This is a genomic window from Siccibacter colletis, from assembly GCF_025914095.1.
In the GTDB taxonomy this organism is placed as follows: Bacteria; Pseudomonadota; Gammaproteobacteria; order Enterobacterales; family Enterobacteriaceae; genus Siccibacter; species Siccibacter colletis.
This window is the reverse complement of sequence record NZ_CP074352.1, coordinates 2,521,875-2,544,665: the sequence shown is the minus strand read 5'-3', so window position 1 is coordinate 2,544,665 and position 22,791 is coordinate 2,521,875. Positions and strand designations below refer to the sequence as shown.

General features: G+C 56.5%; 16 protein-coding genes, 2 tRNA genes and 5 pseudogenes. 20 read left to right on the top strand and 3 right to left on the bottom strand.

Features of this window, described 5'->3' with window-relative positions; all coding sequences use genetic code 11:
- Nucleotide 1: 1 nt before the first annotated feature.
- The 7 genes from KFZ77_RS12375 (at nt 2) to KFZ77_RS12345 (ending at nt 11,194) form a co-directional block, all read left to right on the top strand.
- The gene (locus tag KFZ77_RS12375) at nt 2–1,540 is read left to right on the top strand and encodes a sigma-54 interaction domain-containing protein (protein ID WP_264384363.1); all 1,539 of its coding nucleotides are present in this window, start codon (nt 2–4) and stop codon (nt 1,538–1,540) included.
- Nucleotides 1,540–2,079: a type VI secretion system-associated protein TagO gene (locus tag KFZ77_RS12370; protein WP_264384362.1), complete on the top strand. Its 540-nt coding sequence runs from the start codon at nt 1,540–1,542 to the stop codon at nt 2,077–2,079. Before KFZ77_RS12375 ends, KFZ77_RS12370 begins: the two co-directional genes overlap by 1 nt.
- 8 nt (nt 2,080–2,087) lie before the next feature.
- Nucleotides 2,088–3,479 (top strand): type VI secretion system protein TssA, encoded by a 1,392-nt coding sequence (gene tssA, locus KFZ77_RS12365; protein WP_264384361.1) that lies wholly within the window; start codon nt 2,088–2,090, stop codon nt 3,477–3,479.
- A gap of 24 nt (nt 3,480–3,503) precedes the next feature.
- Nucleotides 3,504–7,001, top strand: a complete 3,498-nt coding sequence (tssM, locus tag KFZ77_RS12360) for a type VI secretion system membrane subunit TssM (RefSeq protein ID WP_264384360.1) — start codon at nt 3,504–3,506, stop codon at nt 6,999–7,001.
- Nucleotides 7,002–7,045: 44 nt separating this feature from the next.
- A complete protein-coding gene (locus KFZ77_RS12355) occupies nt 7,046–8,470 on the top strand; it encodes a VasL domain-containing protein (protein WP_264384359.1) in 1,425 nt (474 codons plus the stop codon).
- A gap of 11 nt (nt 8,471–8,481) precedes the next feature.
- On the top strand, nt 8,482–9,867 hold the full coding sequence (locus KFZ77_RS12350) for a tetratricopeptide repeat protein (protein ID WP_264384358.1): 1,386 nt from the start codon (nt 8,482–8,484) through the stop codon (nt 9,865–9,867).
- Nucleotides 9,868–10,168: 301 nt separating this feature from the next.
- Nucleotides 10,169–11,194, top strand: a complete 1,026-nt coding sequence (locus KFZ77_RS12345; protein ID WP_264384357.1) for an LLM class flavin-dependent oxidoreductase — start codon at nt 10,169–10,171, stop codon at nt 11,192–11,194.
- 60 nt (nt 11,195–11,254) lie between these two features.
- On the opposite strand, the gene KFZ77_RS12340 is transcribed toward KFZ77_RS12345, so the two are convergent.
- A tRNA-Asn gene (locus KFZ77_RS12340) sits at nt 11,255–11,330 on the bottom strand.
- A gap of 323 nt (nt 11,331–11,653) precedes the next feature.
- On the opposite strand from KFZ77_RS12340, the gene nac reads away from it, so the two are divergent.
- The 13 genes and pseudogenes from nac (at nt 11,654) to KFZ77_RS12280 (ending at nt 21,085) form a co-directional block, all read left to right on the top strand.
- On the top strand, nt 11,654–12,571 hold the full coding sequence (gene nac, locus KFZ77_RS12335) for a nitrogen assimilation transcriptional regulator NAC (protein WP_031521015.1): 918 nt from the start codon (nt 11,654–11,656) through the stop codon (nt 12,569–12,571).
- A 227-nt stretch (nt 12,572–12,798) separates the two neighbouring features.
- Nucleotides 12,799–13,746, top strand: a complete 948-nt coding sequence (gene cbl, locus KFZ77_RS12330; protein WP_031521016.1) for an HTH-type transcriptional regulator Cbl — start codon at nt 12,799–12,801, stop codon at nt 13,744–13,746.
- A gap of 686 nt (nt 13,747–14,432) precedes the next feature.
- Nucleotides 14,433–14,924, top strand: coding sequence for a type VI secretion system contractile sheath small subunit (gene tssB, locus KFZ77_RS12325; protein WP_264386189.1), 492 nt, complete (start codon nt 14,433–14,435; stop codon nt 14,922–14,924).
- Nucleotides 14,925–14,966: 42 nt separating this feature from the next.
- A pseudogene (locus KFZ77_RS12320) lies at nt 14,967–15,347 on the top strand (type VI secretion system contractile sheath domain-containing protein); the annotation flags it as partial.
- A pseudogene (gene tssK, locus KFZ77_RS12315) lies at nt 15,345–15,629 on the top strand (type VI secretion system baseplate subunit TssK); the annotation flags it as partial. The pseudogenes KFZ77_RS12320 and tssK, both read left to right, overlap by 3 nt.
- Nucleotides 15,626–16,315 carry a type VI secretion system protein TssL, short form gene (gene tssL, locus KFZ77_RS12310; RefSeq protein WP_264384356.1) on the top strand — a complete coding sequence of 230 codons (690 nt, stop codon included), beginning with the start codon at nt 15,626–15,628 and terminating at the stop codon, nt 16,313–16,315. The pseudogene tssK and the gene tssL, both read left to right, overlap by 4 nt.
- A pseudogene (locus tag KFZ77_RS19720) lies at nt 16,315–17,157 on the top strand (OmpA family protein); the annotation flags it as partial. The gene tssL and the pseudogene KFZ77_RS19720, both read left to right, overlap by 1 nt.
- Nucleotides 17,156–17,398: pseudogene (locus KFZ77_RS12305) on the top strand (DUF2345 domain-containing protein); the annotation flags it as partial. The pseudogenes KFZ77_RS19720 and KFZ77_RS12305, both read left to right, overlap by 2 nt.
- Nucleotides 17,389–17,592 (top strand): annotated as a pseudogene (locus KFZ77_RS12300) (type VI secretion system baseplate subunit TssE); the annotation flags it as partial. The pseudogenes KFZ77_RS12305 and KFZ77_RS12300, both read left to right, overlap by 10 nt.
- Before the next feature lie 21 nt (nt 17,593–17,613).
- On the top strand, nt 17,614–18,948 hold the full coding sequence (locus KFZ77_RS12295; protein WP_264384355.1) for a type VI secretion system ImpA family N-terminal domain-containing protein: 1,335 nt from the start codon (nt 17,614–17,616) through the stop codon (nt 18,946–18,948).
- 243 nt (nt 18,949–19,191) lie between these two features.
- Complete coding sequence (locus KFZ77_RS12290) at nt 19,192–19,521, top strand: hypothetical protein (RefSeq protein ID WP_264384354.1); 330 nt, start codon at nt 19,192–19,194, stop codon at nt 19,519–19,521.
- Nucleotides 19,522–19,574: 53 nt separating this feature from the next.
- Nucleotides 19,575–20,312: a hypothetical protein gene (locus KFZ77_RS12285; protein ID WP_264384353.1), complete on the top strand. Its 738-nt coding sequence runs from the start codon at nt 19,575–19,577 to the stop codon at nt 20,310–20,312.
- Nucleotides 20,313–20,455: 143 nt separating this feature from the next.
- Nucleotides 20,456–21,085, top strand: a complete 630-nt coding sequence (locus KFZ77_RS12280; protein ID WP_264384352.1) for a hypothetical protein — start codon at nt 20,456–20,458, stop codon at nt 21,083–21,085.
- Nucleotides 21,086–21,274: 189 nt separating this feature from the next.
- Here the strand turns inward: KFZ77_RS12280 and KFZ77_RS12275 are convergent, their stop codons facing one another.
- Both KFZ77_RS12275 and KFZ77_RS12270 read right to left on the bottom strand, forming a co-directional pair.
- The gene (locus tag KFZ77_RS12275) at nt 21,275–22,537 is read right to left on the bottom strand and encodes a tyrosine-type recombinase/integrase (protein ID WP_264384351.1); all 1,263 of its coding nucleotides are present in this window, start codon (nt 22,535–22,537) and stop codon (nt 21,275–21,277) included.
- 164 nt (nt 22,538–22,701) lie between these two features.
- Nucleotides 22,702–22,777 (bottom strand) — tRNA-Asn (locus KFZ77_RS12270).
- Nucleotides 22,778–22,791 lie beyond the last annotated feature (14 nt).

Below are 22,791 nucleotides of genomic sequence, written 5' to 3'. Positions count from 1 at the left end.
CATGCAACGCGCGCTGGAGTTCGCACTCTCGCTGACCCTGCCGGATGACGAGATTGCCCTGACCGACTGGCTGCTGGCGGTGCTGCACAAACACTGGCAGCCGCAGGGAGTGCTGGTCGGCCTGCCGGAGTTCAGCGGGCGCCAGCTGGAGTGCCGTGGGCTGGCCGGCAACACGCCGGTTGCGCTCGCGCTCGAAGCCGATGATTTCGGCCAGCCGCTGGCCTATGTGATGCTGAAAAATCAGGTGCGCATCTGGGACACGCTGTATGGCGGCGCGCGCATCGACAATGCCGCGTTTCGTCAGCTGCTGACCGATATGGGGACGCACAACGGGCTGCTGGCGCTGCCGATCCCTGATGCCGCCGGCAAGCTGTGCGGCGTGCTGGGGATCTTCGACAAGGGCGACCAGCTGTGGGCCTGGCGTAATGCCGGCGATCTGGAGCTGCTGCTGCAGGTGTTTGGCCGTCAGCTGGCGCGGGTGAAATCCCTGCGCCGCAACCAGCGGGAAAGCACCCAGCTGCGCGCCTCGCTGCGCCAGATTGCCGATGAGAGCGAAGCGCGTCGCCACACCGCTACGCTGCTGGAAAATCAGCTGGTGGGGCAGTCAACCGCGGCGCGCCATCTGCGGGATCAGATTGCGCAGATCGCCGGGCACTCGCTGTCCGTGCTGATACAGGGCGAAACCGGCTCCGGCAAGGAGGTGGTGGCCCGCCTGCTGCACCAGTGCTCACCGCGCGCCGACCGCCCCTTTGTGGCCATCAACTGCGCTGCCATCCCGGAAAACCTGATTGAGAGCGAGCTGTTTGGCTACCTCAAAGGAGCATTTTCCGGGGCGCAGAGCAATAAAGAGGGGCTGGTGGCCCAGGCCCACGGCGGCACGCTGTTTCTTGATGAAGTAGGGGATATGCCGCTGGCGATGCAGGCCAAACTGCTGCGGGTGCTGGAGACGCGTTGCTACCGTCCGCTGGGGAGTGACAAAGAGTGCCACTCGGATTTTCGCGTGATTGCCGCTACCCACCAGCCGCTGGATGAGCAGGTCGCCGACGGCCGTTTCCGTCAGGATCTGTTTCACCGCCTGTGTCAGAGCCAGATCCTGGTGCCCGCCCTGCGCGAGCGCGCCGAGGATATTGCCCTGCTGAGTAAACATTTCATCGCCGGCTTCGGCGAGCGTGAAGGGAAACGCTTCGGCACCCTGCGCCGCCCGCTGCTGGCGATGCTGCTGGCTTACTCCTTCCCCGGCAACGTACGCGAGCTGCGCAACCTGCTGGAGGTGGCCTGCGCCCACACCGCCGACGGCGGCGACATCGGGCCTGATGCGCTGCCGCTGGAGATACTCTCCCGTCTTGAGGACGATGCCTGCGACATGGGCGACGACTACAACCACATTCAGGATCTGCGTCAGGCGTTATGCGACTACGAGGCCGCGGTGATTGCGGCCCGGCTGCGCTACTACCAGGGCAATCGCCTGCGGGTAGCCGAGAGTCTGAATATCGCCCGGCGCACGCTGGATCATAAATGCATGAAGCTGGAGGTGCAGTAATGAGCGTCCTCACCCTGTTACCGCTCCTGACCTCGGCCTTTGGCCCGGCACCGCTGGAGCGCAGCGTTCAGCAGTGCCAGAAGGAGCAGAGCGCTGAGCTGCGGCTGGCCTGCTACGACGCGCTGGGTCGCGTGTCGGCGACCACCGCCGCGCCCGCAGCGGACCCCACCGGCTGGCGGCTGGAGAAAGATGCCCTGAGCGGCGACCTGACCCTGACGCGCAGCGTGCCGCCGGGTGCCACCTTCAGCGTCGCCTGTCTGAACGCCATCACCCACATTCGCGTGCGCATGACCCTGCCCTGGGAAGGGGAGAATGTTACCGCCACCCTCGACGGCGTTCCCGCCTCGGGCAACTGGTTTGTGCGCGATAAGGGCCGCCTGCTGGAATTTGGCCGCGGTCTGCCGGCCATCGACGAACTGAAGCGCTGGTCCGGTCAGCACGAACTGACGCTGACCAGCGACGAGGGGCGCGAGGTGCGTATCCCGTTAACCGGCATGGGCGAGGCGGTGAAGCCGCTGCGCCAGCTGTGTCGCTGGTAGGGGGCCGGATGGAGCATCGTCACCCCTGGTGTCAGCGACTGCTGGCCGCGCTGCCCGATGAGGCGCAGCGCAGCGCCATCGCAGCCGACGATCCGCTGTGGGAGAACATTGAAACCGAACTGGTGAAGCTCGGCTCGCTGGCGCACAGCCAGGTGAACCTGACCGAAGTGGCAGGCATGTGCCTGACGCTGCTGGAGAGCAAAACCAAAGATATGCGCGTGCTGGTGCAGCTGGTGCGCTGTCTGCAGCACCCGGCAAAAGCCACGCCCTTCGGCACCGCGCTGATCCTGCTCAACAGCTGGGTCGAGGCTTACTGGGCCATCGCCTGGCCCGCCAGCGCCATGCAGAAGCAGCGCCTGCTGGTACAGATGGTGCGCCGCTTCGACGGAGCGCTCGGTCGTGTCGGCGAGCAGGCCTCTGCGGCCGAGCTGGATCAGCTGCTGGCCCACGCCGAACGGCTGGAGCAGACGCTGTTGCGCGTCGCGCCGGAAAAGACCGATCCGCTGGAGACCCTGATCCCGGCGCTGCGTCGCGCCCGATCGCGCCAGCAGGAGCAGGCGAAGGCCGACAGCGCCCCGGCCCCGGTCACCGCCAGTACGGTGGTCACCACCCAGAGCAGCAGCGCCGCCGCGCCGGAGATCGATACCTCGAATGAACGCGCCTGGCGGCAGACCCTGCTGAAGGTGGCCGGGCTGATCGTTGAACAGCAGCCTGATGCGGCGGTGGGTTACCGGCTGCGCCGCCACGCCATCTGGAGCACCATCACCGCCGCACCGGTGACCTCGCGCGGCAATCAGACCCAGCTCGCTCCGGTGGCGGCCGATCGCGTCAGCGAATACCACGCAGCGCTGCCCCAGGCGGATAACGCGCTGTGGAAGCAGATTGAAGAGAGCCTGGTGCTGTCGCCGTACTGGTTCGACGGGCATTGCCTGTCGGCACGCGTGGCCGCGCAGCTGGGCTTTCCCGAAGTGGCGGCGGCCATCGCGGCGGAGCTGGAGGCGTTTCTACAGCGCCTGCCGGTGCTGCGCGAGCTGACCTTCAGCGACAAGAGCGCGTTTCTCACCGAAAGCTGTGCAGAGTGGCTGCGCGGTGCGAAGGGCAGCGCCGGGCAGGGGAGCGAGCAGGGCCAGGATCTGGCCGCCGAGGTGGCTGCCTGCCGGAAAACGCAGGGGCTGAACGCCGCGCTGGCGCTGCTGGATGACAAAACGCGGCAGCAGTCGGAGCCGCGCGAGCAGTTTTACGCCGGGATGATGCTGGCGGAGCTGCTGGCCGCCGACGGCATGAAAACCCTGGCCGCACAGCACTATCACCATCTTTTGCAGGAAGCGCACCGCCTCGGGCTGGCGCAGTGGGAACCGGGACTGGTGAAACGCCTTGAGCGTCTGGCCAAAGCCCGTTAACAGGACTTTTTTGAGCGGTAACCTATGTTAAACAAACTTATTACCTTACTGCGTAAGCAACTGCCGAAACTCAAGCCGTCGTGGCTGCTGCTCGGTATCGTGCTGTGGTGCGTCGTGCTGGTGCTGGCCTGGTGGCTGGGACCAAAGCTGGCGCTGGCCGGGGCGCGCCCGCTGGAGAGCATCTGGGGACGGGTGATCTTCACCGTCGTCTGGCTGTGGGTGGCCTGCGGCGTCAGCGTCTGGCGCATCTGGCAACGTATGCAGCAGCTAAAAGCCGAGCGCAAGGAGCTGGTCGAGGTAGAGCAGGACCCCAACAAGGTGTTCGTCGATAACCAGCAGCGTTTCCTTGACGGCTGGCTGACGGCGCTGCGCACCAATCTGGGCGCCGGTTCGCTCTACCAGATGCCCTGGTATCTGATGGTGGGCCTGCCGGGCAGCGGAAAAAGTAGCCTGGTACACCGCGCCAACAACGCCAACAAGCTCAATGCCCGTCTGACCGCCGAGCTGCGTGGCCTGGCGGTGGATCAGAAAGTGGATTGCTGGCTGGGGGAAGAGGCCGTGATCCTCGATCCGAAAGGGGAGCTGCTGATGCAGTCGGTTTCCGATCTGGAGCCGAATGGGCTGCGCAATGAGCGCCTGTGGCAGCACCTGCTGAACTGGCTCAACGACAACCGCAAGCGCCAGCCGCTCAACGGCCTGGTGCTGACCCTCGATCTGGCGTGGCTCTCCCAGGCCAGCGTCGCCGAGCGTAAGGTGTGCGCCCAGCTGCTGCGCGCGCGCCTGCTGGATATTACCTCCACCCTGAACACCCGGCTGCCGATCTACTTCGCCCTGACCCGGCTCGATATGCTGAACGGCTTCAACGCGTTCTTTCAGCATCTGGATAAAGAGACCCGCCAGTCGCTGCTCGGCGTCACCTTCAGCAGCGAGAGCCAGCAGCCGCACGAGTGGCTGGCAGAGCTGGACAGCTTCTGGGACCGCTGGGTGGAGGGGTTGAACGATAACCTCGCCGACAAAATGCTGCCCTACACCGGGGAAGCCGCTGCCGCCGAGCTGTTCTCCTTTGTGCGCCAGCTGGCCGGTCTGAAGGATTATCTGCATGAGGTGCTGAGCGAAGCGCTGGTGCAGGACGACCGTAACATGCTGCGCGTGCGCGGCATCTACCTCAGCTCGGTTTACCAGCAGGGCGTGCCGTTTGATGCTTTTGCCCAAGCGGCCTCCCAGCGCTATCACCTGCCGGAGGCGGTCTATGCCTCCCAGCGCGGTGAGTCCAATACCTTCTTTGTGCGCGAGCTGTTTAAGAGCGTGGTGTTCCCGGAAGCGCACCTCGCAGGCGAGAGCCGTCTGCACAGCCTGTACCGCCGCCGCCGCATGTCCACCGGCGTCGGCCTGATGGCGCTGGGTGCCGTGGCGCTCACCGCCGGCTGGCACCACTACTACCGCACTAACGAAGAGGCGGGGCGCAACGTGCTGGCCCGCGCCCAGCAGTTTATTAACGCCCGTGACGTGGAAGAGAGCGGCGGTTTTGGCGTCAGCCAGCTGCCGCGCCTCAACCTGATCCGCGAGGCCACGCTGTCGTTCGGCAACTACCGTGAGAAGGACTCCCGGCTGGCGGATATGGGGCTGTATCAAGGCGACCGCATCGGACCTTACGTGGAAGGCTCTTACCTGCAGCTGCTGCAGGTGCGTTTCCTGCCGGCGCTGATGGTGGGGCTGGAGCAGGATCTGCGCGATGCGCCGCCATCGAGCGAAGCCAGGCTCAGCGTACTGCGCGTGATGCGCATGATCGAAGATGCCTCCGGGCGCAACAAGCCGCTGGTGCAGCAGTATATGGCCCAGCGCTGGCAGAAAGCTTTCCCTAATCAGGGGGCGATCCAGGAGCAGCTGATGCAGCATCTGGAGTACGCCCTCGACCACACCGACTGGCATAAAGCGCGTGCCGACCGCGACGCGGAAGCGATCGCGGCCTGGCAGCCGTTCGTTACGCCGGTGGCGGAGGCGCAGCGCGAGCTGAGCAAGCTGCCGCTGTTCCAGCGCGTTTATCAGAGCCTTGTCCTGCGTGCCACCGATGCGCTGCCGCCGGATCTGATGGTGCGTGACGAAGTCGGACAGACCTTCGATAACGTCTTTGCCCTGCGCAATGATAAAGCCGGTGCCGTGCCGCGCTTCTTCACCTGGCCGGGCTTTAACGACTACTTTGTGCGTCAGGATAAAACCCTGTTCGACCTCACCGCGCTGGATGCGTGGGTGCTGGGGCTGCGCGAGCGCGTGCACCTGAGCGAGGCGGACCGCAACGAGATCCAGCGCCAGGTCAACGACCGCTACATCACCGACTACGTCAACCACTGGCAGAAAACCCTCGCCAATATTGATGTGCAGTCCTTTGAGACCCCGGAACAGGCGCTGGACGTGCTGACCACCATTACCGGCAACGAGCAGCCGTTCCAGCGCGTTATCACTACCCTGAGCGACAACACCCGCGCCCGTAAGCTGGGCGAGGAGAGCAGCGAGGCGGCGCAGAGTATCAACACCCGTATCGCCCGGCCGTTCATTCCGCTCAACGACACCCTGAGCGGGCGCGGCGACAACGTGGCGCTGATCCAGGAAGTGAACCAGAAACTGACCGACCTCTACCACTGGCTGGAGCAGATTGTGAACGCGGTGGACCCCGGTGCCGCAGCGCTGAAAGCGCTCCAGCAGCGCCAGGCGAACCAGTACTCCGACCCGGCGTTTGTGCTGCAGCAGTACGCCCGCAGCCTGCCTGCGCCGCTGGATCGCTGGGTCACCCAGATTGCTGAGCAGGTATCGGGCCTGACGGTTAACCTGGCGATGTCCTCGCTCAACGATGAGTGGATCAACAAGGTGGTGACGCCGTTTAACGATCAGCTGGCCCACCGCTATCCGTTCGATCCGCAGGCGGAAGACGATGCGCCGCTCTCGGAAGTGGAGCGCTTCTTCGCGCCGGGCGGCACGCTGGATGGCTTCTATACCAGCAACCTCAAACCGCTGGTGGATGCCGGGATGCTGGAGAGTGAATCGGGCAGCGAGGTGCAGATGGAGCTGCTGCGTCAGCTGGAGCGCGCTCAGAACATCCGCAACGCGCTGTTTAACACCCAGGGCGGGCTGGAGTTCCACTTCGTGATGGAGCCGATTGAGTTGACTGCCAACAAGCGGCGCAGCGTGCTTAACCTCGACGGTCAGCTGCTGGAGTACACCCACGGCCGCCGCCAGAAGATCCCGCTGGTATGGCCGAACGCCATGCGTGACGGGGCGCAGAGCAAGCTGATTCTGGTGCCGGACAACGCCGAACGTTCACCGCGCAGCCTGAGCTATGCCGGGCCGTGGGCGATGTTCCGCATGATGGACGCCAGCGCCCGCACGAAGATGAACCGCGGCTCCTTTGATGCGCGCTTCGCGGTGGATAACGGGTCGATGACCTATCGCGTCTACAGCGATGAGAGCCACAACCCGTTTGCCAGCGGCCTGTTCAGCCAGTTCCGCCTGCCGGAAACCCTTTACTAATTCACCGGGGCCGCGTGGCCCCGGTTCTTTGATGGAATTTGGTTATGCACGATGCACAGCAAGCAATGAATGTAGGCCGCGATCCGCGCATGTTGCCGGAGTATGAGCGCCTGCGCGGGGAGATCAACAAGCTCAGCCACGCCTCGCGCCCGGAGATTGACTGGCAGCTGGTTCACCAGATGGCGATGATCATCTTTGAGAAGCAGGGCGTCGATCTGCAGACGGCGATCTACTTCACGCTCGCCCGCTCGCGCCTGCACGGGCTGAACGGTTTTACCGAAGGCTGCGAGTTTCTCGCCAACCTGATCGTTACCCAGTGGGACAACTTTTGGCCGCCGGTACACCAGGCGCGGGCGCGCGTTGACATGCTGGACTGGTTTATCGCCCGCATCAGCGACGTGATCCGCCAGTACAGCATCAGCCATGAAGACAAGCGCTATATCTACCGCTGCGAGCGCGCCCTGCAGTTGATGAGCGAGAAGCTGCACAACGTCGGGTTGAGCCGCGTGCCGCGGGTCGAAAACCTGATCCACTTTATCGAAGGCTATACCCATCTGTTTGATGAAACCGAAATCGTGATTGTCTCGGACGAGCAGGACATTCATCAGCAGGACATGCAGATCCCGCCGATGGTGTACTTCCGTCCGGACAGCGATAGCGCCCAGCCGGGCATGGAGCAGGCAATGCCAAAAGGCAGCATCATCGTCGGGCGCGAGAAGGGCGCACTCAAGCCGACGGTACTGAAAATCGAAACCCATAAAAAAGCCAAACCGGCGTGGTTCTGGTTCGCCAGCGGCCTTCTGGCCTGCGCGCTGCCGGTGGCGCTGTTTGCCGGCTGGGACCGCTGGACCACCACCGAAGCGGCGCGCGAGAACGACGCCATCACCCTGCTTGGCAAACCGGCGCGGGCGCTGCCGGGCGCGCTTAACTTCAGCGAGCTGCGCAATATTCGCATGGCGCTGGGCGAGCAGACTCTGCGCGAGATGGAGCCAGAGGTGACCAGCAACTATCAGGCGCAGCTCACCCGCGTGCAGCAGGCCTCGCCGCTGTGGCTCTATCAGTTCGGCGACGATCTGCGTAACTCGGTGCGCGTGCTCTACCCGGATTCGCTGGCGGTGAACGCGATGGATACCCAGTGGCAGCAGATGCTGCGCGCCCAGACCGGCGACAAACACGACGAGGCCGCCTGGCAGCAGGCGAACCGCAGCGTTGACGGGCTTATCGCTGAGCTGATGGATCTGGAGCGCAAGCGTAAAACCGTCACCATCTCTTACCTGAAGTCAGCGGTGTATGACATCCAGAAAAACCTCAACCGGGATGTGCCGTTCAGCGTGCGGCTGGGCCAGCTGGAAAAACGTCAGGCAGCGCAGGAGCGCATCAGCCCGACCGAACTGAACGCCATGCTGGACGAGCTGAAGGGGCTGAACACCCGCATGTATCTGCTTGAGCAAACCCGCACCGCGCCATGAAAGGGGGCCATGTGAAACAACGACTCGTCACGCTGGTTATTGGCGGCGTGCTGCTGACGGGCTGTGCTGCCAGTGTGGACTCCCTGTCGGAACGCGATCTGGCGCTGGCGGCGAAAGAGGGCAACCCGCAGGCGCAGTATCGTTACGCCCGCATGCTGGCGGCGCGTAAGGATTACCCGCAGGCGATGACGCTGATGAAGCAGGTGGGAGACAAGAGCATACTCGCGTCGGTTTCCAGCGAGCAGCGCGGCGATGCCGCCAGGCAGGTGGGAGACTGGTACAGCGCCGGGCTGGGTGAGCCGCGCAATGAGAAGCTGGCGCGGGTCTGGTGGGAAAAGGGGTCATCGCTCGGTAATGGTGAGGCCAGCTACCGTCTGGCGCAGGACTGCCAGCAACAGCACAGCGGTAAGCTGGAAACCGACTGCATCGACATTCTCGAAACCGCGGCGCAGCAGGGGCATGCTCCGGCGCAGCTTGCGTTAGCGCAGTGGTTTGCTGACCATGAAGGGGCGGAACAGGAGGGGCTGGTGTGGCTGCAGAAGTCTGCGGATCAGCAACATCCCCGGGCGCTCTGGCAGCTGGCGCAGCGCTATGAAACCGGAGCGGGCGTGGAGAGGCGCAGCGACATGGCGCAGCGGCTCTACTTTGCCAGCGCTAAAAAGGGCTATGCCCCGGCCCAGCGCTGGATGGGGGAGCACACCAGCGGCAAAGAGGCGTACGGGTGGTATGAAAAAGCCGCCAACGGCAACGATGCCGCCGCCCAGCGCTGGATGGCTGAAACCTGGTTCACCGGCCGTGGCGTGGTAAAGAACGACCAGACCGGGGCGGCCTGGCTGCAAAAAGCGGTTAACGGCAACGATCCGCAGGCGCAGTACCTTTACAGCCAGCGTCAGCGCAGCGATGAGGCCCAGGAGCTGTGGCTGAAACGCGCAGCGGCGGGCGGCTACAGCGATGCTCAGTACGCGCTGGCGGGGCGATATACCGCACGCGGCGAAGATAAAGAAGCGCGCGCCCTCTGGGCGGCGCTGGCGGAGAAAGGCGATGCGCAGGCGCGGCTGGCCTATGGGGAAATGCTGCGGCTGGGGCAGGGCGGAAAAGAGGATTTCGCCGCCGCCTTTAAGCAGTACCGTCTGGCGGCGAATGCCGGGAACCGCATGGCGCAGTACCGGATGGGCCTGCTGCGTCAGGAGGGACTGGGTGCGCCGCGCAACCGTATCCACGCTTATGCCTGGTTCTCTCTGGCCTCGACCGACGGCATGAAAGAGGCGCTGGCCGCGCTTAACGACCTCGAAGCTTCTATGGAGCCGGAGGAGATCAACCGGGCGCAAAAGCTGGCGGTGATCTGGAGCAAGCGCATCGCTAAAGCCGAGCGCGCCGACCTCGATAACGAGGGGTGATTCGGTTAACCGGGAGGCTCGGGTGGCCTCCCGCTCTCTTTTGCGGTGCGCTTCGCAGCGCGACTGCATCTTCAAGGCAACAGCGTAAAAAGCGTTGGCGCCTGCACGCATTTTCTTGATTTTACCGCTGCGCTTTCAACGACCCGTCATCCGCCGGTGTCGGAACTTAGGGTTACATCAATAAATTTGACGCTTTATGTGAAACAAATGGCATTTATTCTTATGCGTTAAAAGGGGAAAGTAAGGGCAATCAGAGCGGATCGGCTTCCGCTCCCCTTTTTTGAATAAGGACCGCAATGCCATGAAGAAGATCGGCTTTTTGTCTTTCGGACACTGGACACCTTCCCCGCAATCCGCAACGCGCACCGCCGCAGATGCCCTGTTGCAGTCCATCGATCTGGCCGTGGCCGCCGAAGAGCTGGGTGCCGATGGCGCGTATTTCCGGGTCCATCACTTCGCCCGCCAGCTTGCTTCACCGTTTCCTCTGCTGGCGGCTATCGGAGCCAGAACGCGTCATATCGAGATCGGTACCGGCGTGATCGACATGCGCTATGAAAATCCGCTCTACATGGCCGAGAGCGCCAGTGCGGCGGATTTGATTTCCGGTGGTCGTCTGCAGCTGGGTATCAGCCGCGGCTCACCGGAACAGGTTATAGACGGCTGGCGCTATTTCGGTTATCAGCCTGCGGCGGGTGAAAACGAATCTGATATGGCGCGCCGCCACACCGAAGCGCTGCTCGACGCGCTGCGCGGGGAAGGGTTTGCGAAACCAAACCCGCAGCCGATGTTCCCCAATCCGCCCGGCATGTTAAGGCTTGAACCCTGGTCTGAAGGCTTACGGGAGCGTATCTGGTGGGGAGCAGGTTCCAACGCCACCGCGGTCTGGGCGGCAAAGCTGGGTATGAACCTGCAAAGCTCGACCCTGAAAGATGATGAAACCGGTGAGCCTTTCCATGTTCAGCAGGCGCAGCAGATCCGCGCTTATCGTGCGGCCTGGGCAGAAGCGGGTCATACCCGCACGCCGCGCGTGTCGGTCAGCCGCAGTATCTTTGCCCTGATGGATAGCCGCGACCGGGCCTGGTTCGGTGGCAGCCGCGATGACAGTGATAAAGTCGGCTTCCTGGATGAGAAGACCCGCGCCATTTTCGGGCGCAGCTATGCCGCGGAGCCGGAGAAGCTGATTGAACAGCTGAAACAGGATGAGGCGATTGCCGAAGCCGATACACTGTTACTGACAGTGCCGAATCAGCTCGGCGTCGATTATAACGTGCACGTGATTGAGTCCATCCTGAAACACGTCGCACCGGCGATGGGATGGCGCGCATAGCGCCTGGGGGCGTAAAAGCAAAAAGCCCGCTTAAGTTTCCTTAAGCGGGCTTCTTAAATATGGCTCCTCTGACTGGACTCGAACCAGTGACATACGGATTAACAGTCCGCCGTTCTACCGACTGAACTACAGAGGAATCGTGTGAACGGGGCGAATAGTAGCGGGGGGCCGGACACTTGTCAAAGCCGGATTCACCTGCCGCGCATCGTTTGCTGACAATTTCAGCAGCCATGCGCATTTCTTATCGTTGTGCACCGTGATGGTGCAAGCATACCCCTTATGGGGCATATAACGAACCGATGTTTCAATAATGAAACCAGCCCACCTTATTAGTTTCTCTTATTATCCAGCCCCTTAGCCGGTTACGCAGACAATTCTTAAAACTGGCAAGCATCTTGCAACTCCTCCTGTGACATCACTGCCGACGTTGGCATCGGCATCCCGCACAGGAGACACCACATGAACTTAAGACGGCTGAAGTACTTTGTAAAAATCGTCGATATCGGGAGCCTGACTCAGGCCGCAGAAGTGTTGCACATTGCGCAACCCGCGCTGAGCCAGCAGGTCGCAACCCTGGAAGGGGAGCTTGACCAGCAGCTGCTGATCCGCACCAAACGCGGTGTCACCCCGACCGAAGCGGGTAAGATCCTCTACACCCATGCCAGAACCATTTTACGGCAGTGTGAACAGGCGCAGCTGGCGGTAACCAACGTCGGGCAAACCCTGAGCGGTCACGTTTCGATTGGCCTGGCTCCGGGAACCGCAGCGTCCTCTGTCACTATGCCGCTGCTGCAGGCGGTGCGCGCCGAGCTGCCGGATGTGGTGGTGTATTTGCATGAAAACAGCGGCTCCACGTTGAATGATAAAGTGCTCAACGGCCAGCTTGATATGGCCGTGTTATACGACCGCTCGCCCACCGCCGGCATCAACAGCCAGCCGCTGCTGAAGGAGGATCTCTACCTCGTCGGCACCCGCGACTGCCCGGGCCAGGTGGTAGAACTCTCGGCAGTGGCGGAGATGAATCTTTTCCTGCCGCGCGACTACAGCGCTGTGCGTAAGCGCGTAGATGAGGCATTTTCCCTGCGTCGTCTGACGGCTAAAATCATCGGCGAAATCGAATCGGTATCTACCCTGACCGCCGCCATTGCCAGTGGTATGGGTGCTACGGTGCTACCGGAATCCGCTGCCCGTTCGCTCTCGGGTGCAGCCAACGGCTGGATGGCGCGTATCACCACGCCTTCCATGAGCCTGCCGCTGTCGCTGAATGTGTCGGCGCGGATGCCGCTCTCTCCGCAGGCACAGGCAGTAAAAGAAATTCTTATGTCACTGGTGACGCGTCCGGCGCTGGAGAATCGCGAACTGATGCTGGTCAGCTGATACTTGCTAACAGGTACGGGGCGGCGCATCGCATCGCCCGGTACCTGGCGCTTTCTGTTTTTACCTCTCTTTTCACCCTCGTTACCCATCTCCGGCAATACCGTTTTTTCCCGCAGCTTTTCCATTGCGTTATTCCATAAAGTAATAAAATGCAGGTTTTTATTATTTGTTAACCCCTTTGCCACACTTTAACAATAGGGCCATGTCGGACATGCCCTGGGGGTAATGTGAACTTTCAGCAACTCAAAATTATTCGCGAGGCGGCGCGGCGGGACTACAACCTGACTGAAGTCGCTAACATGCTTTATACCTCTCAGTCTGGCGTCAGCCGTCACATTCGCGAACTGGAAGAGGAGCTTGGCATTGAGATCTTTATCCGACGCGGAAAACGGTTATTAGGTATGACAGAACCGGGTAAAGCCCTGCTGGTGATTGCCGAACGGATCCTGAATGAGGCCAGCAACGTGCGTCGTCTGGCGGATCTGTTTACCAACGATGCTTCCGGCATATTAACGGTAGCCACCACCCATACTCAGGCGCGCTACAGCCTGCCGTCGATCATTAAAGAGTTTCGCGTGCTGTTCCCGGACGTCCGTCTGGAGCTGATTCAGGGCACCCCGCAGGAGATCGAAGCGCTGCTACAAAGCGGCACGGCGGATATTGGCATCGCCAGCGAGCGGCTGAGCAACGACCCGACGCTGGTGGCTTATCCGTGGTTCCGCTGGTATCACAGCCTGCTGGTGCCGCGGGATCACGCCCTGGCTCAGGTCAGCGCGCTTACCCTGGAAGACATCAGCCGCTGGCCGCTGATTACCTACCGCCAGGGGATCACCGGGCGCTCGCGTATCGATGAGGCGTTTCAGCGCAAAGGGCTGACGCCTGACGTGGTGCTCAGCGCCCAGGATTCCGATGTGATCCGCACCTATGTTGAACTGGGGTTGGGCATCGGGCTGGTGGCGGATCAGGCGAGCGGTGAAGAGGAAGGGCATCTTCTGCGGCTGGATACCCGCCACCTGTTTGATGCTAATACCGTATGGCTCGGCCTGAAGCGCGGTCAGCTGCAGCGCAACTACGTGTGGCGTTTTATCGAGCTGTGTAACCCGTCGCTGTCGGTGGACGAGATTAAACGTCAGGCGCTGGACACAGCCGAGACGGTAATCGACTATCAGATCTAACCCCTGCCCGCGCAATGCGGGTTTTTTATGCCAGCGATTCAGGCAGAGCAGCGGGTGCCAGCAAAAACTAACAGGCTCAGCAGGATAAGTTAATAAGCTCCATAAATTAATAATGAACTTTATTGTTCAAATGAATGTTTTTCTTTTTGTAAAAATAAATATCTTATTGTGTCTGAACTGGCGTACGGTTATGCATTATTTTAATGCGTTTCACTATTTTTATTTTTGAGGCGGTGGGGGTAACGCGCGCCGCATTATGTCCGATGGTGAGGCACAGGTTTGCATACAAAAAACAAATTAATACTCCTGAGCAAGGGAGAGCAGCGGAAACCTTCAGCCGGGGTAAGGGCGTCAGTTGAAAAATACTGAGAACCCGTGCACAGATCATTACGTCAGTAGCCGCGGTTATATTCAGCATTAAAATAAATTAACGGATAGAGAATAATCAGAAAACGTGCTGATGTTAGCGATTTATTCTGGCGTTCATCGCGCGGCGGGGTATTCATTTGAATAATAACTAACAGCAATGATGCCTGAAACCCCGAATAAACATCAATATTATTAAGGGGTGTCTTATAGACAGTCTTAAGGTCGCTTATTTGATTTTATTCAGATGCCCGTTTTATCATGGCTGTAAAGATGTGCAGTTCGGAAAATTATTAAATGGCGATGTAACAGAGGGATTTATGAGCGAAAGTTTTCAGAACGAAGTGCCTAAGGCACGTATAAACCTGCGGCTCGACCTGCATACCGGCGGGGCGCAGAAAAAGATTGAATTACCGCTTAAGCTACTGGTGACGGGGGATTTCAGCAACGGCGAGGAATCAAGACCGTTATCAGAAAGGAAAAAATTTGATATCAATAAAAACAATTTCAACAGCGTGCTTTCAGAATTCTCTCCGGCAGTAAATCTTACCGTTAAAAATACCCTGGCTGATGATGGCAGCGAAGAGAATATCCGTCTGGCGTTCAAGGATATCAAAGACTTCGAACCCGAGCAGGTCGCCCGTCAGATCCCTCAGCTACGCGCCATGCTGGCGATGCGTAATTTATTACGCGATCTGAAATCTAATCTGCTTGATAACGCCACTTTCAGAAAAGAGCTGGAAAAAATCCTTAAAGATCCGGCGCTGTCCCGAGAGTTACGCGATGAAATGAGTGCGCTCGCCCCGAAATAATCTCCGGGCCTGTCTGTTAATGGATTAATCGAGAGAATGCTAATGTCTGTCAATACTGAAACAACGCCTGCAAAGGGAAATACGACGGTTCTGGAAAATACTGCGGGTGATAGCGTTTATACGTCGCTGTTTAAAAAAATTAATCTGACGCCCGCATCACGCCTCGGCGATATCAATGACTTTCTGGATGATAGCGCGCTGGCGGAAGCCTCGACCAGCGAGCGTCTCACCGCGGCGATGCAAGTTTTTTTAAATTGCATACGTCAGTCAGGACAAAACGTCGATAAACTCGACAAAACTTTAATCGATCGCCATATCGCCGAACTGGATCATCAAATCAGCCGCCAGTTAGATGCGGTGATGCATCATGATGAGTTCCAGAAAGTGGAATCACTGTGGCGCGGTCTGAAGCAGCTGGTGGATATCCCGGCCTGGCAGATCGCCGAGAAATTCCCTGCACTCTGTCAGGCGGGTTCACCTGATGAAGTCAGCGAGATCTATGGTGCGGCACTCAAGGGGATCCCGTTGATCCCGGTAAGCAGAGTCCCGGCAGCGTTACCAGTACGCATGGAAAACCAGTACTTCGCACTTGATATGGAAAGCCCCGCTGCGCATGAAATGCAGGAGCAGGGGGTGTGTATGTTCTATGTGCCTGAGTTACTTGGTGCCCTGGAACTTGAACTGTTTGCGGTATTGCGCTCATGAGACAGGATATCGATATCGACGAACTGATGACGGAGACCTGGCTCACCGTCACCATGCTGAAAAAAGGCGCCGTCACGCTTGATGGCCCTGCGCTTTATAACAAATGCGTTGAACAGGTTGAAAGTGTGCGGGAAGCGCTGGAGCGTGCTGGTTATGACGACGCCAGTGTGGAGCATATTTCCTACGCACAATGTGCCTTGCTGGACGAAACGGTGATGAGCCGTAAGCTTGAAAAAAGCGAGGAAGGGGATGCGCCGAAAGTTGATGAAGGCCAGGTGGCCTGGCGTAAAGCTCCGCTTCAGGCCCGTTTTTTTGGCTCACTTCGGGCTGGTGAAGCGCTATGGGATCGGATTGCAGAGGTGCTGCGTCAGCCTACACCGAACCCGGCCGTCTTAACCTGTTATCACCGGGTGATAGCGCTGGGCTTTCAGGGGTTATATAGCCTGCAAGCGGTCAGCCAGTCGCAGCGTGATGAGGTAGTGAAAGCCCTTTCTGAACGGGTTTCTCCGCCTGTTGCAGACTTGTCTCTGGTTGTTCACCGGATGGGAAAGCATCGCTGGAGTCTGATGCGCTCAGTCTGGTTCTGGATAGCGCTCGCCGTCATTCTTACCGGAGTTATGTGGTGGGGTGGTCATCTCTGGCTCCAGTCACTGTTGTCAACACAACTACCGGAGCTGCATGGCTAATGCGTAGAACAGTCGTCATTCCGGTAATCCTGCACACCTTAGTAGCCGTAGCCGCGCTGCTGTGGTTGCTGTGGTATTTCATCCCGACAGGCAACGTTTTTAATGGCCTGACCACTCTGCTGATTCTCTTGCTGGCAGGCTGGTATGTTTTTAAAAACTGCCGCCGGGAGCAGCCAGTATCCGACACCACCGTTTCAACTGCTGATCTGCCACTATCTGACACCCAGGGCCCTGTTGTACTGGTATGCGGTGACAGGCTGGATGCGCTGTTTCAGGGGAGTTCTCTGCGTAAAACAGCCCAGGGGTGGTGGCTTCGTGTCGATGACGTCAGCCGGATAACCGATGTTGTCCGCAGCATACAGATGCAGTTTCCTCGCCAGGCCGGACAGCTCTCGATGATGTACCGTTGCCTGCCTGATTATCATCAGGATGAAGCCGTTCTGCGCTCCACGCTGAAAACGCTCCGCCAGCAGAGTAAACAGATTAAATCCCTGATGGGTTTCACACTGCCCGTTCTGTTGAGCGCCGAATTTTCCGGGCCTGAAACACCGTGGATAATCGTTCGGGGTGACAAGCCGATTGTATGTCCGGTTAATGATTCACCTCAGGCTTTCATTGACTGGCAGCAGGCGGATGACAATATCTTGGCGCTGCCAGCGATCAATCAGGCATTTTCCTTTATCCGTAATACGCTGACAGATGAGCTGGAGAAGCCTGACCGATTAATGCCGCCTGAGCACGCATTTTCCGTGGCAATGCGCCTCGGAGCAGTCAGTCCAGAGACTCAGTCAGTCTGGTCCGCCTGGCTCTATTCCCGCACCTGCTTACAGTTTTCCCGTGAACATGACCGCGCTGGCCGGAGAGAAACTGGGACTCTTTGCCCGCACCGGTCAACTGAGCGTCAAATCAGGAGAAGGCCCAGTGGAGGTGCAGGCGCAGAACGCCAGTATGCGGTTGTTTGCTGAGAAGAAACTGACGCTGAGCTCAGCAAGTGATATCTCCTTTGCCGGAAAAAAACGTATCACGCTGATCGGTGGAGGAAGCTATCTGCGGCTTGAGGCCGGGAAGGTCGAGTACTCAAGTATGAACCCCGTTTGCAGTCCCTCAATGTAACGTTACTCGAACAGCAAGTGCCAGGTGAGTTGCGTTACGCCATTGACGCGGAACTAAAAGGTATCGGGCTGGTGCGCTACGGTACGGCGTTTATGCCGCAGGGCCGGGTGCTGATCCGGCATATGAAACAGCAGCAGTATCTCGATGCGCACGCGACCCTCTGATCCACTTTTCGAATAAAAATCATGACAACAACCCCAACTGACCGCCATCTCAACACCGGCGGCGATCCGCGTACGTTTGCGGACTACGCTCGCCTGCGGGAGGAGATGAACAAGCTGACGCATCCGGCGCGACCGGATGTGAACTGGCTGCAGGCTGAGCAGTACTGTCTTAACCTGTTTGAACACAACGGCATTGAACTGCAAACCGCAGCCTGGTATACCCTTACGCGAACGCAACGAGCCGGCCTGGCTGGCCTCAACGAAGGGCTGGCGCTTATTGAGGCGCTGATTGTCCGGCAGTGGGGCGCTTTCTGGCCGCAGCCTGTGCGCGCCAGGATGGAAATACTGAGCGCGCTCAGCAGGCGACTCCAGCAGGCAATGCGCGTCATCACCCCGACATCTACCGAGCTCGGCTCGCTGTACCAGGCGGAACAGCATCTGACATCCATCGGCGAGGCGCTGCAGTGTCTGGAGTTAAAGCACGCCAGCCAGACGGACGCGCTGCGAACCTTAATCCACAGCGCGGCGGTACGGCTGGAAAACAGCGGCAATGGGCCGGAGAGCCAGGATGCCGTCGCGTATAACGGCGTTGCGCTCCCGCCGGCCGTCAGCGAGACGCACGCGCGGCGGGTTTATGTCGCGCCTCAGCAGGGCATGCCGGCGGCAAAACCCTGGAAGCCGTTTGCCGCCGGCATGTTGACCATGCTGGTGACAACCGATTTTACACGCACGCTGGATGAACGCTGGGTTATTGATGCCCTGGAAAGCATCGATTCTCACTTTGATGGAGAAAAAGGACCACAAAATTCACAGGCAAAAATGTTTTATGACAGCCTGATCCACAACGCTGAAAACAGAAGACCACCCAGCCCATACCCTGATAAATCACAGGACCAGTATTTGTTTGACGCACTGCATACAAACCAGATGAACGTCCCGGAATATGTGCGACGGCTGATAGTGAAACACGACAGCGACTGGCACAGTACCCGGGATGATACACGCTGGTCATCGGTATTTAAGGACAGGGACGAAAGTCCAGTTGTGAAGCTGGCTAACGGCGGATTTCTGGACGCAACGCACTGGATGGATAAGGTTCCGCTGCTCGCCAGTCAACGTTCAGTATGGCATTTTCATCCGCTTGAATTTCTGGAAGCGATTAACCCAAAAGGAAATTGTGCATGTGGCAGGGATATCACTTTAGATGAATTGTGTGATATTGCTCCAAAAGCCGATAAAGACATTTTAGCTCAGTATTTACCAGCATTTAATGATGGATTCCGCGAATTTGGCATTATAACTTGTAGAGAAAAAGCTCATTTCTTGGCTCAATGCTGCCATGAAAGCGGCGGTTAAACACTTACTAAAGAAATTGGAGGAACAAGAGCCAGTTATGCTCCCTGGTATGGACGAGGGTTAATTCAATTAACATGGCAAGATGTATATACAAAGTATGGTGCATATGTTGGTGAGGATTTTGAATCAGATGACGCTGCCAGAAATAAAATAGCACAATATCCACATTGTGTTAGGTCTGCCTTTTGGTTTTATTGCGTGAATAAAAATGTATCCAAACATGCCAAGAGTGATGACTTTATCATGGTTACAGCACTTATCAATGGTGGATTCAATGGATATAAGGACCGGCTTAAGTATTTTAATAGAGCTGTGAGTGTTTTTAAGGCTGAACATCTTAATATTCTTAAGAAAGAGGATAGCTTCTCTTTTGAAGATAGCGAAATATATAACTATCGAGTATATGCGTATAGTTGGGGCCGATACCACGATCCGTTAAGAAATGAAAGCGGTACCGATAAGGATAAGATGGAGGCGCTGAAAGCCTACAGAAGGGCGGTAACACTCTACAAAAGGCGTGGGGATTCAGGGAAGGTGACTGATATAAAAGCTAAAATCAACGCGCTTGGTTAACTGAGAAGGGGGTGTCCCCTTCTTTCATATAGTTATTTACATTAGGATGAATGATGAAAAAGCTGGTTTTATTTTTTGCTATTGTATCTTTCTCTGCTGTGGCTGGTATTACTGACATCACGACAAAGCCAGTTGCATTAACAGCGTTGAAAAAAAACAGTGCCCAATATATTGATATTTGCAAAGCGGTCGATGATTTCTGTAAAGACGGAACTCCTATCTGGAAAGAAAAAAATTCTAATGACATCTTTTATTTAACCACTTCACATCTTCAGTTAATGAAGATGAAAAAAGAAGGTGATGTGTATTCTAAAATAGTTTCATGGGATTTCACTAAAGAAACTAATAATGAGGATATTCCTGATGATGAACTTACCAAAAGCGATGTATATATATATCCAGCTTTATATCCTTTAAGTAAATTAAAAACGGCCATTGCGTTAGTATCGAAATGGTCAACAACTTATTCCGGAGGTGGGCGCGAGGAAGAATACGCAAATTTCATAATGATTAATGATGATGGTACATATCAACCAGCCTTTAAAAATATTCCTTTTTCATCAAGAGAAATGATAAAAGCTTGCTTTACCGAAGATGATTATGCAAAACAATCACATTGTCATGATGAGAGTTGGAGCATCTTAAGCCTTAAAATCACCGATGACTCGAAGGATTATTACTCATGGAAATTCATAACAAAATCATATAATTGGCCTGCATTTAAAGAAAGGTCATCGACTCAAGTAAGAATTAACGAGAGCGTTGCATATCCATTCCAATCGCAGCCATGACATAACAGATAAACACCATCCTTATATGATGCGCATTTAGTACGCGCTATGATAAGCAGGCCGCTTCGATGCGGCCTGCTTACGCCAAAAGATATAATGGGAAGCATAAAAAGGATATGATTTAAAAATGGAGAGGAATTACAATGCATCATTATAAGTTCTTTGCGTTAGCTGCAATGTTTTTGTGTGGTTCATCGTTTGCGAGTGATGAATATTTTGTGTGCGACACTGCAAAAGGAACAATCAAACTAGATGAAAACAAAGGTGTACTTCGGTACACCTTATCGAAAGACCGCAAAACTGAATTTAACTATGAGTCGAAAGGTAATGATTATTCAGGATTTAAATACAATCATTACTCACGATATCAAACTGATTACTTCAACGTGTCGTTTGTAAATGCAGAGTATAAATATACGATATTTAGTAATTATGAAAATGAGAGTGAAAGCCGCGGGGTTAGTGTTACTAACCTGAATAGCAAGAAGGAATCTGTTTACGATTGTAAGTCCGTTGGTACTGATCGTCTTAGTGATTTGTCGGCAAAGCTGGCGAGTGTTAATCAGAAAAGCTCAGGAGAAGTTAAATCCGCAATAGATAATTTGAATAAATCTATTGATAAACAAATCGATAACAACCCAGAGCGTAAGTCGTTTATTTTTTCTCTGAAAGATTCATGGAAGCAGATGATTGATAAAAAATGTCAACTGGAAACCATTGATTCAACAGGGACTGATACAGAAATGGCCGAAGTGAATAATTGTCTTGTTTAAAATTATCAGGAGGAAATGAAATATTTTGAAGCAATGCTCCCATAACCATACCCTCAGGTTCGTAGTCTTAGTTTGTCGAAGCAAGGTTTTTCTTTACGAATACCAGTAAAATTAAAAAGGCCACTGCAAGATGCAATCTCGTAGCGGCCTCTTTGAAGAACTGAAAAGCGTTAATTCTTTCAAACATATCTATGACGCTTTTCTCTCGTGTCCCGCATACTGATAAGGAGACACATACCGCTCTGCGTTTGCATCCAGATAATCCGCCCACCACTGCATCATATTGGTTCGTTCCTCCAGATATTCAGCCTTATGAATATAAGCGGCACGCACGCTGTTTCGTTCCTGATGGCTCATCTGTTTTTCAATCGCCTCTTTACTCCACAGTCCCGACTCACTCAGCGCACTGCACGCCATCGCCCGGAAGCCGTGACCGCAGATCTCTTTCCGGGTGTCGTAGCCCATCACGCGCAATGCTTTGTTGATGGTGTTGTCGCTCATACACTTGTCCTGGTCGTATTCACCGGGGAAAACAAATGCCAGATGCCCGGAGAGCGCTTCAGTCTGCTTCAGGATCGCCATTGCCTGATCGGACAGCGGGACGATGTGCTGAGTTTTCATCTTTGTGCCACGGTGAGAGAAGCGTACGTTTTCGATCTGCTCCCGTTCTTCCGGGATTATCCAGAGCTTCTGCTGCCTGTCGATTTCACTCCAGCGGGCAAAGCGCAGTTCGCTGGAGCGCACGAAAAGGAGCAGCGACAACTTCAGCGCATACCGTCTCAGCAGCCTGCCGGAGTAGTTATCCGTCCGGGATAATAATTCTGGCAGTTTCTCAAGCGGCAGGGCCGGGTAATGCTGTGTTTCCGGCGGCGTAAATTCTCCGTCCAGATCCAGAGCGGGGTTTGATTTGATTAACTGCTTTTTCACCGCATAACGCATGATTTCCGTAACGTAGTTTTTCAGTCGCGCGGTGATCTCCAGAAAGCCTTTGTTCTCCACCTTACGCAGGGTAAACAGCAGATCTTCCGTGACGATTTGATCGATATATCTGTCCCCGATATCCGGAAATACATACATTTCCAGCCTGCGTTGAATGGTCGTCGCATAATGTGCAGACCAGCGGCGGTGATCGGCATGCCAGTTCATGGCGATCTGGCGGAATGTCTGTCCGTTTTCCTTATTCTGTTGCGCGATTTTTTTGTCAACGGCTGGATCGACCCCTGCACGCATTTTAATACGCGCCGAATCGCGGAGCTGGCGTGCCGTAAGCAGGGAAACATCCGGGTAGGGGCCAAAGGCCAGCTTCTTCTCTTTCCCGTCAATGCGGTACTTCATGTACCAGAGTTTTGAGCCGTTGGGTTTGATCAGCAGGTACAGTCCGGCACTGTCGCCGAGTTTGAAGGGTTTGTCAGTAGTTCTGAGCTTGCGGATAGCGGTGTCAGTGAGTGCCATAGCGGGGGGCTCCATTCGTTCAACGAACCGTAAGGCCCCCGATTAAGCCCCAAAAACTACATATGTCAAAAAACCCGGTAATCCTTACCAGGACAACTGGGTCAATCTAACTGATTGTTTTTAAAACGTATTAAGACTCATTAAGACATCTCAATACTAAAATGTGGCTCCTCTGACTGGACTCGAACCAGTGACATACGGATTAACAGTCCGCCGTTCTACCGACTGAACTACAGAGGAATCGTGTGAACGGG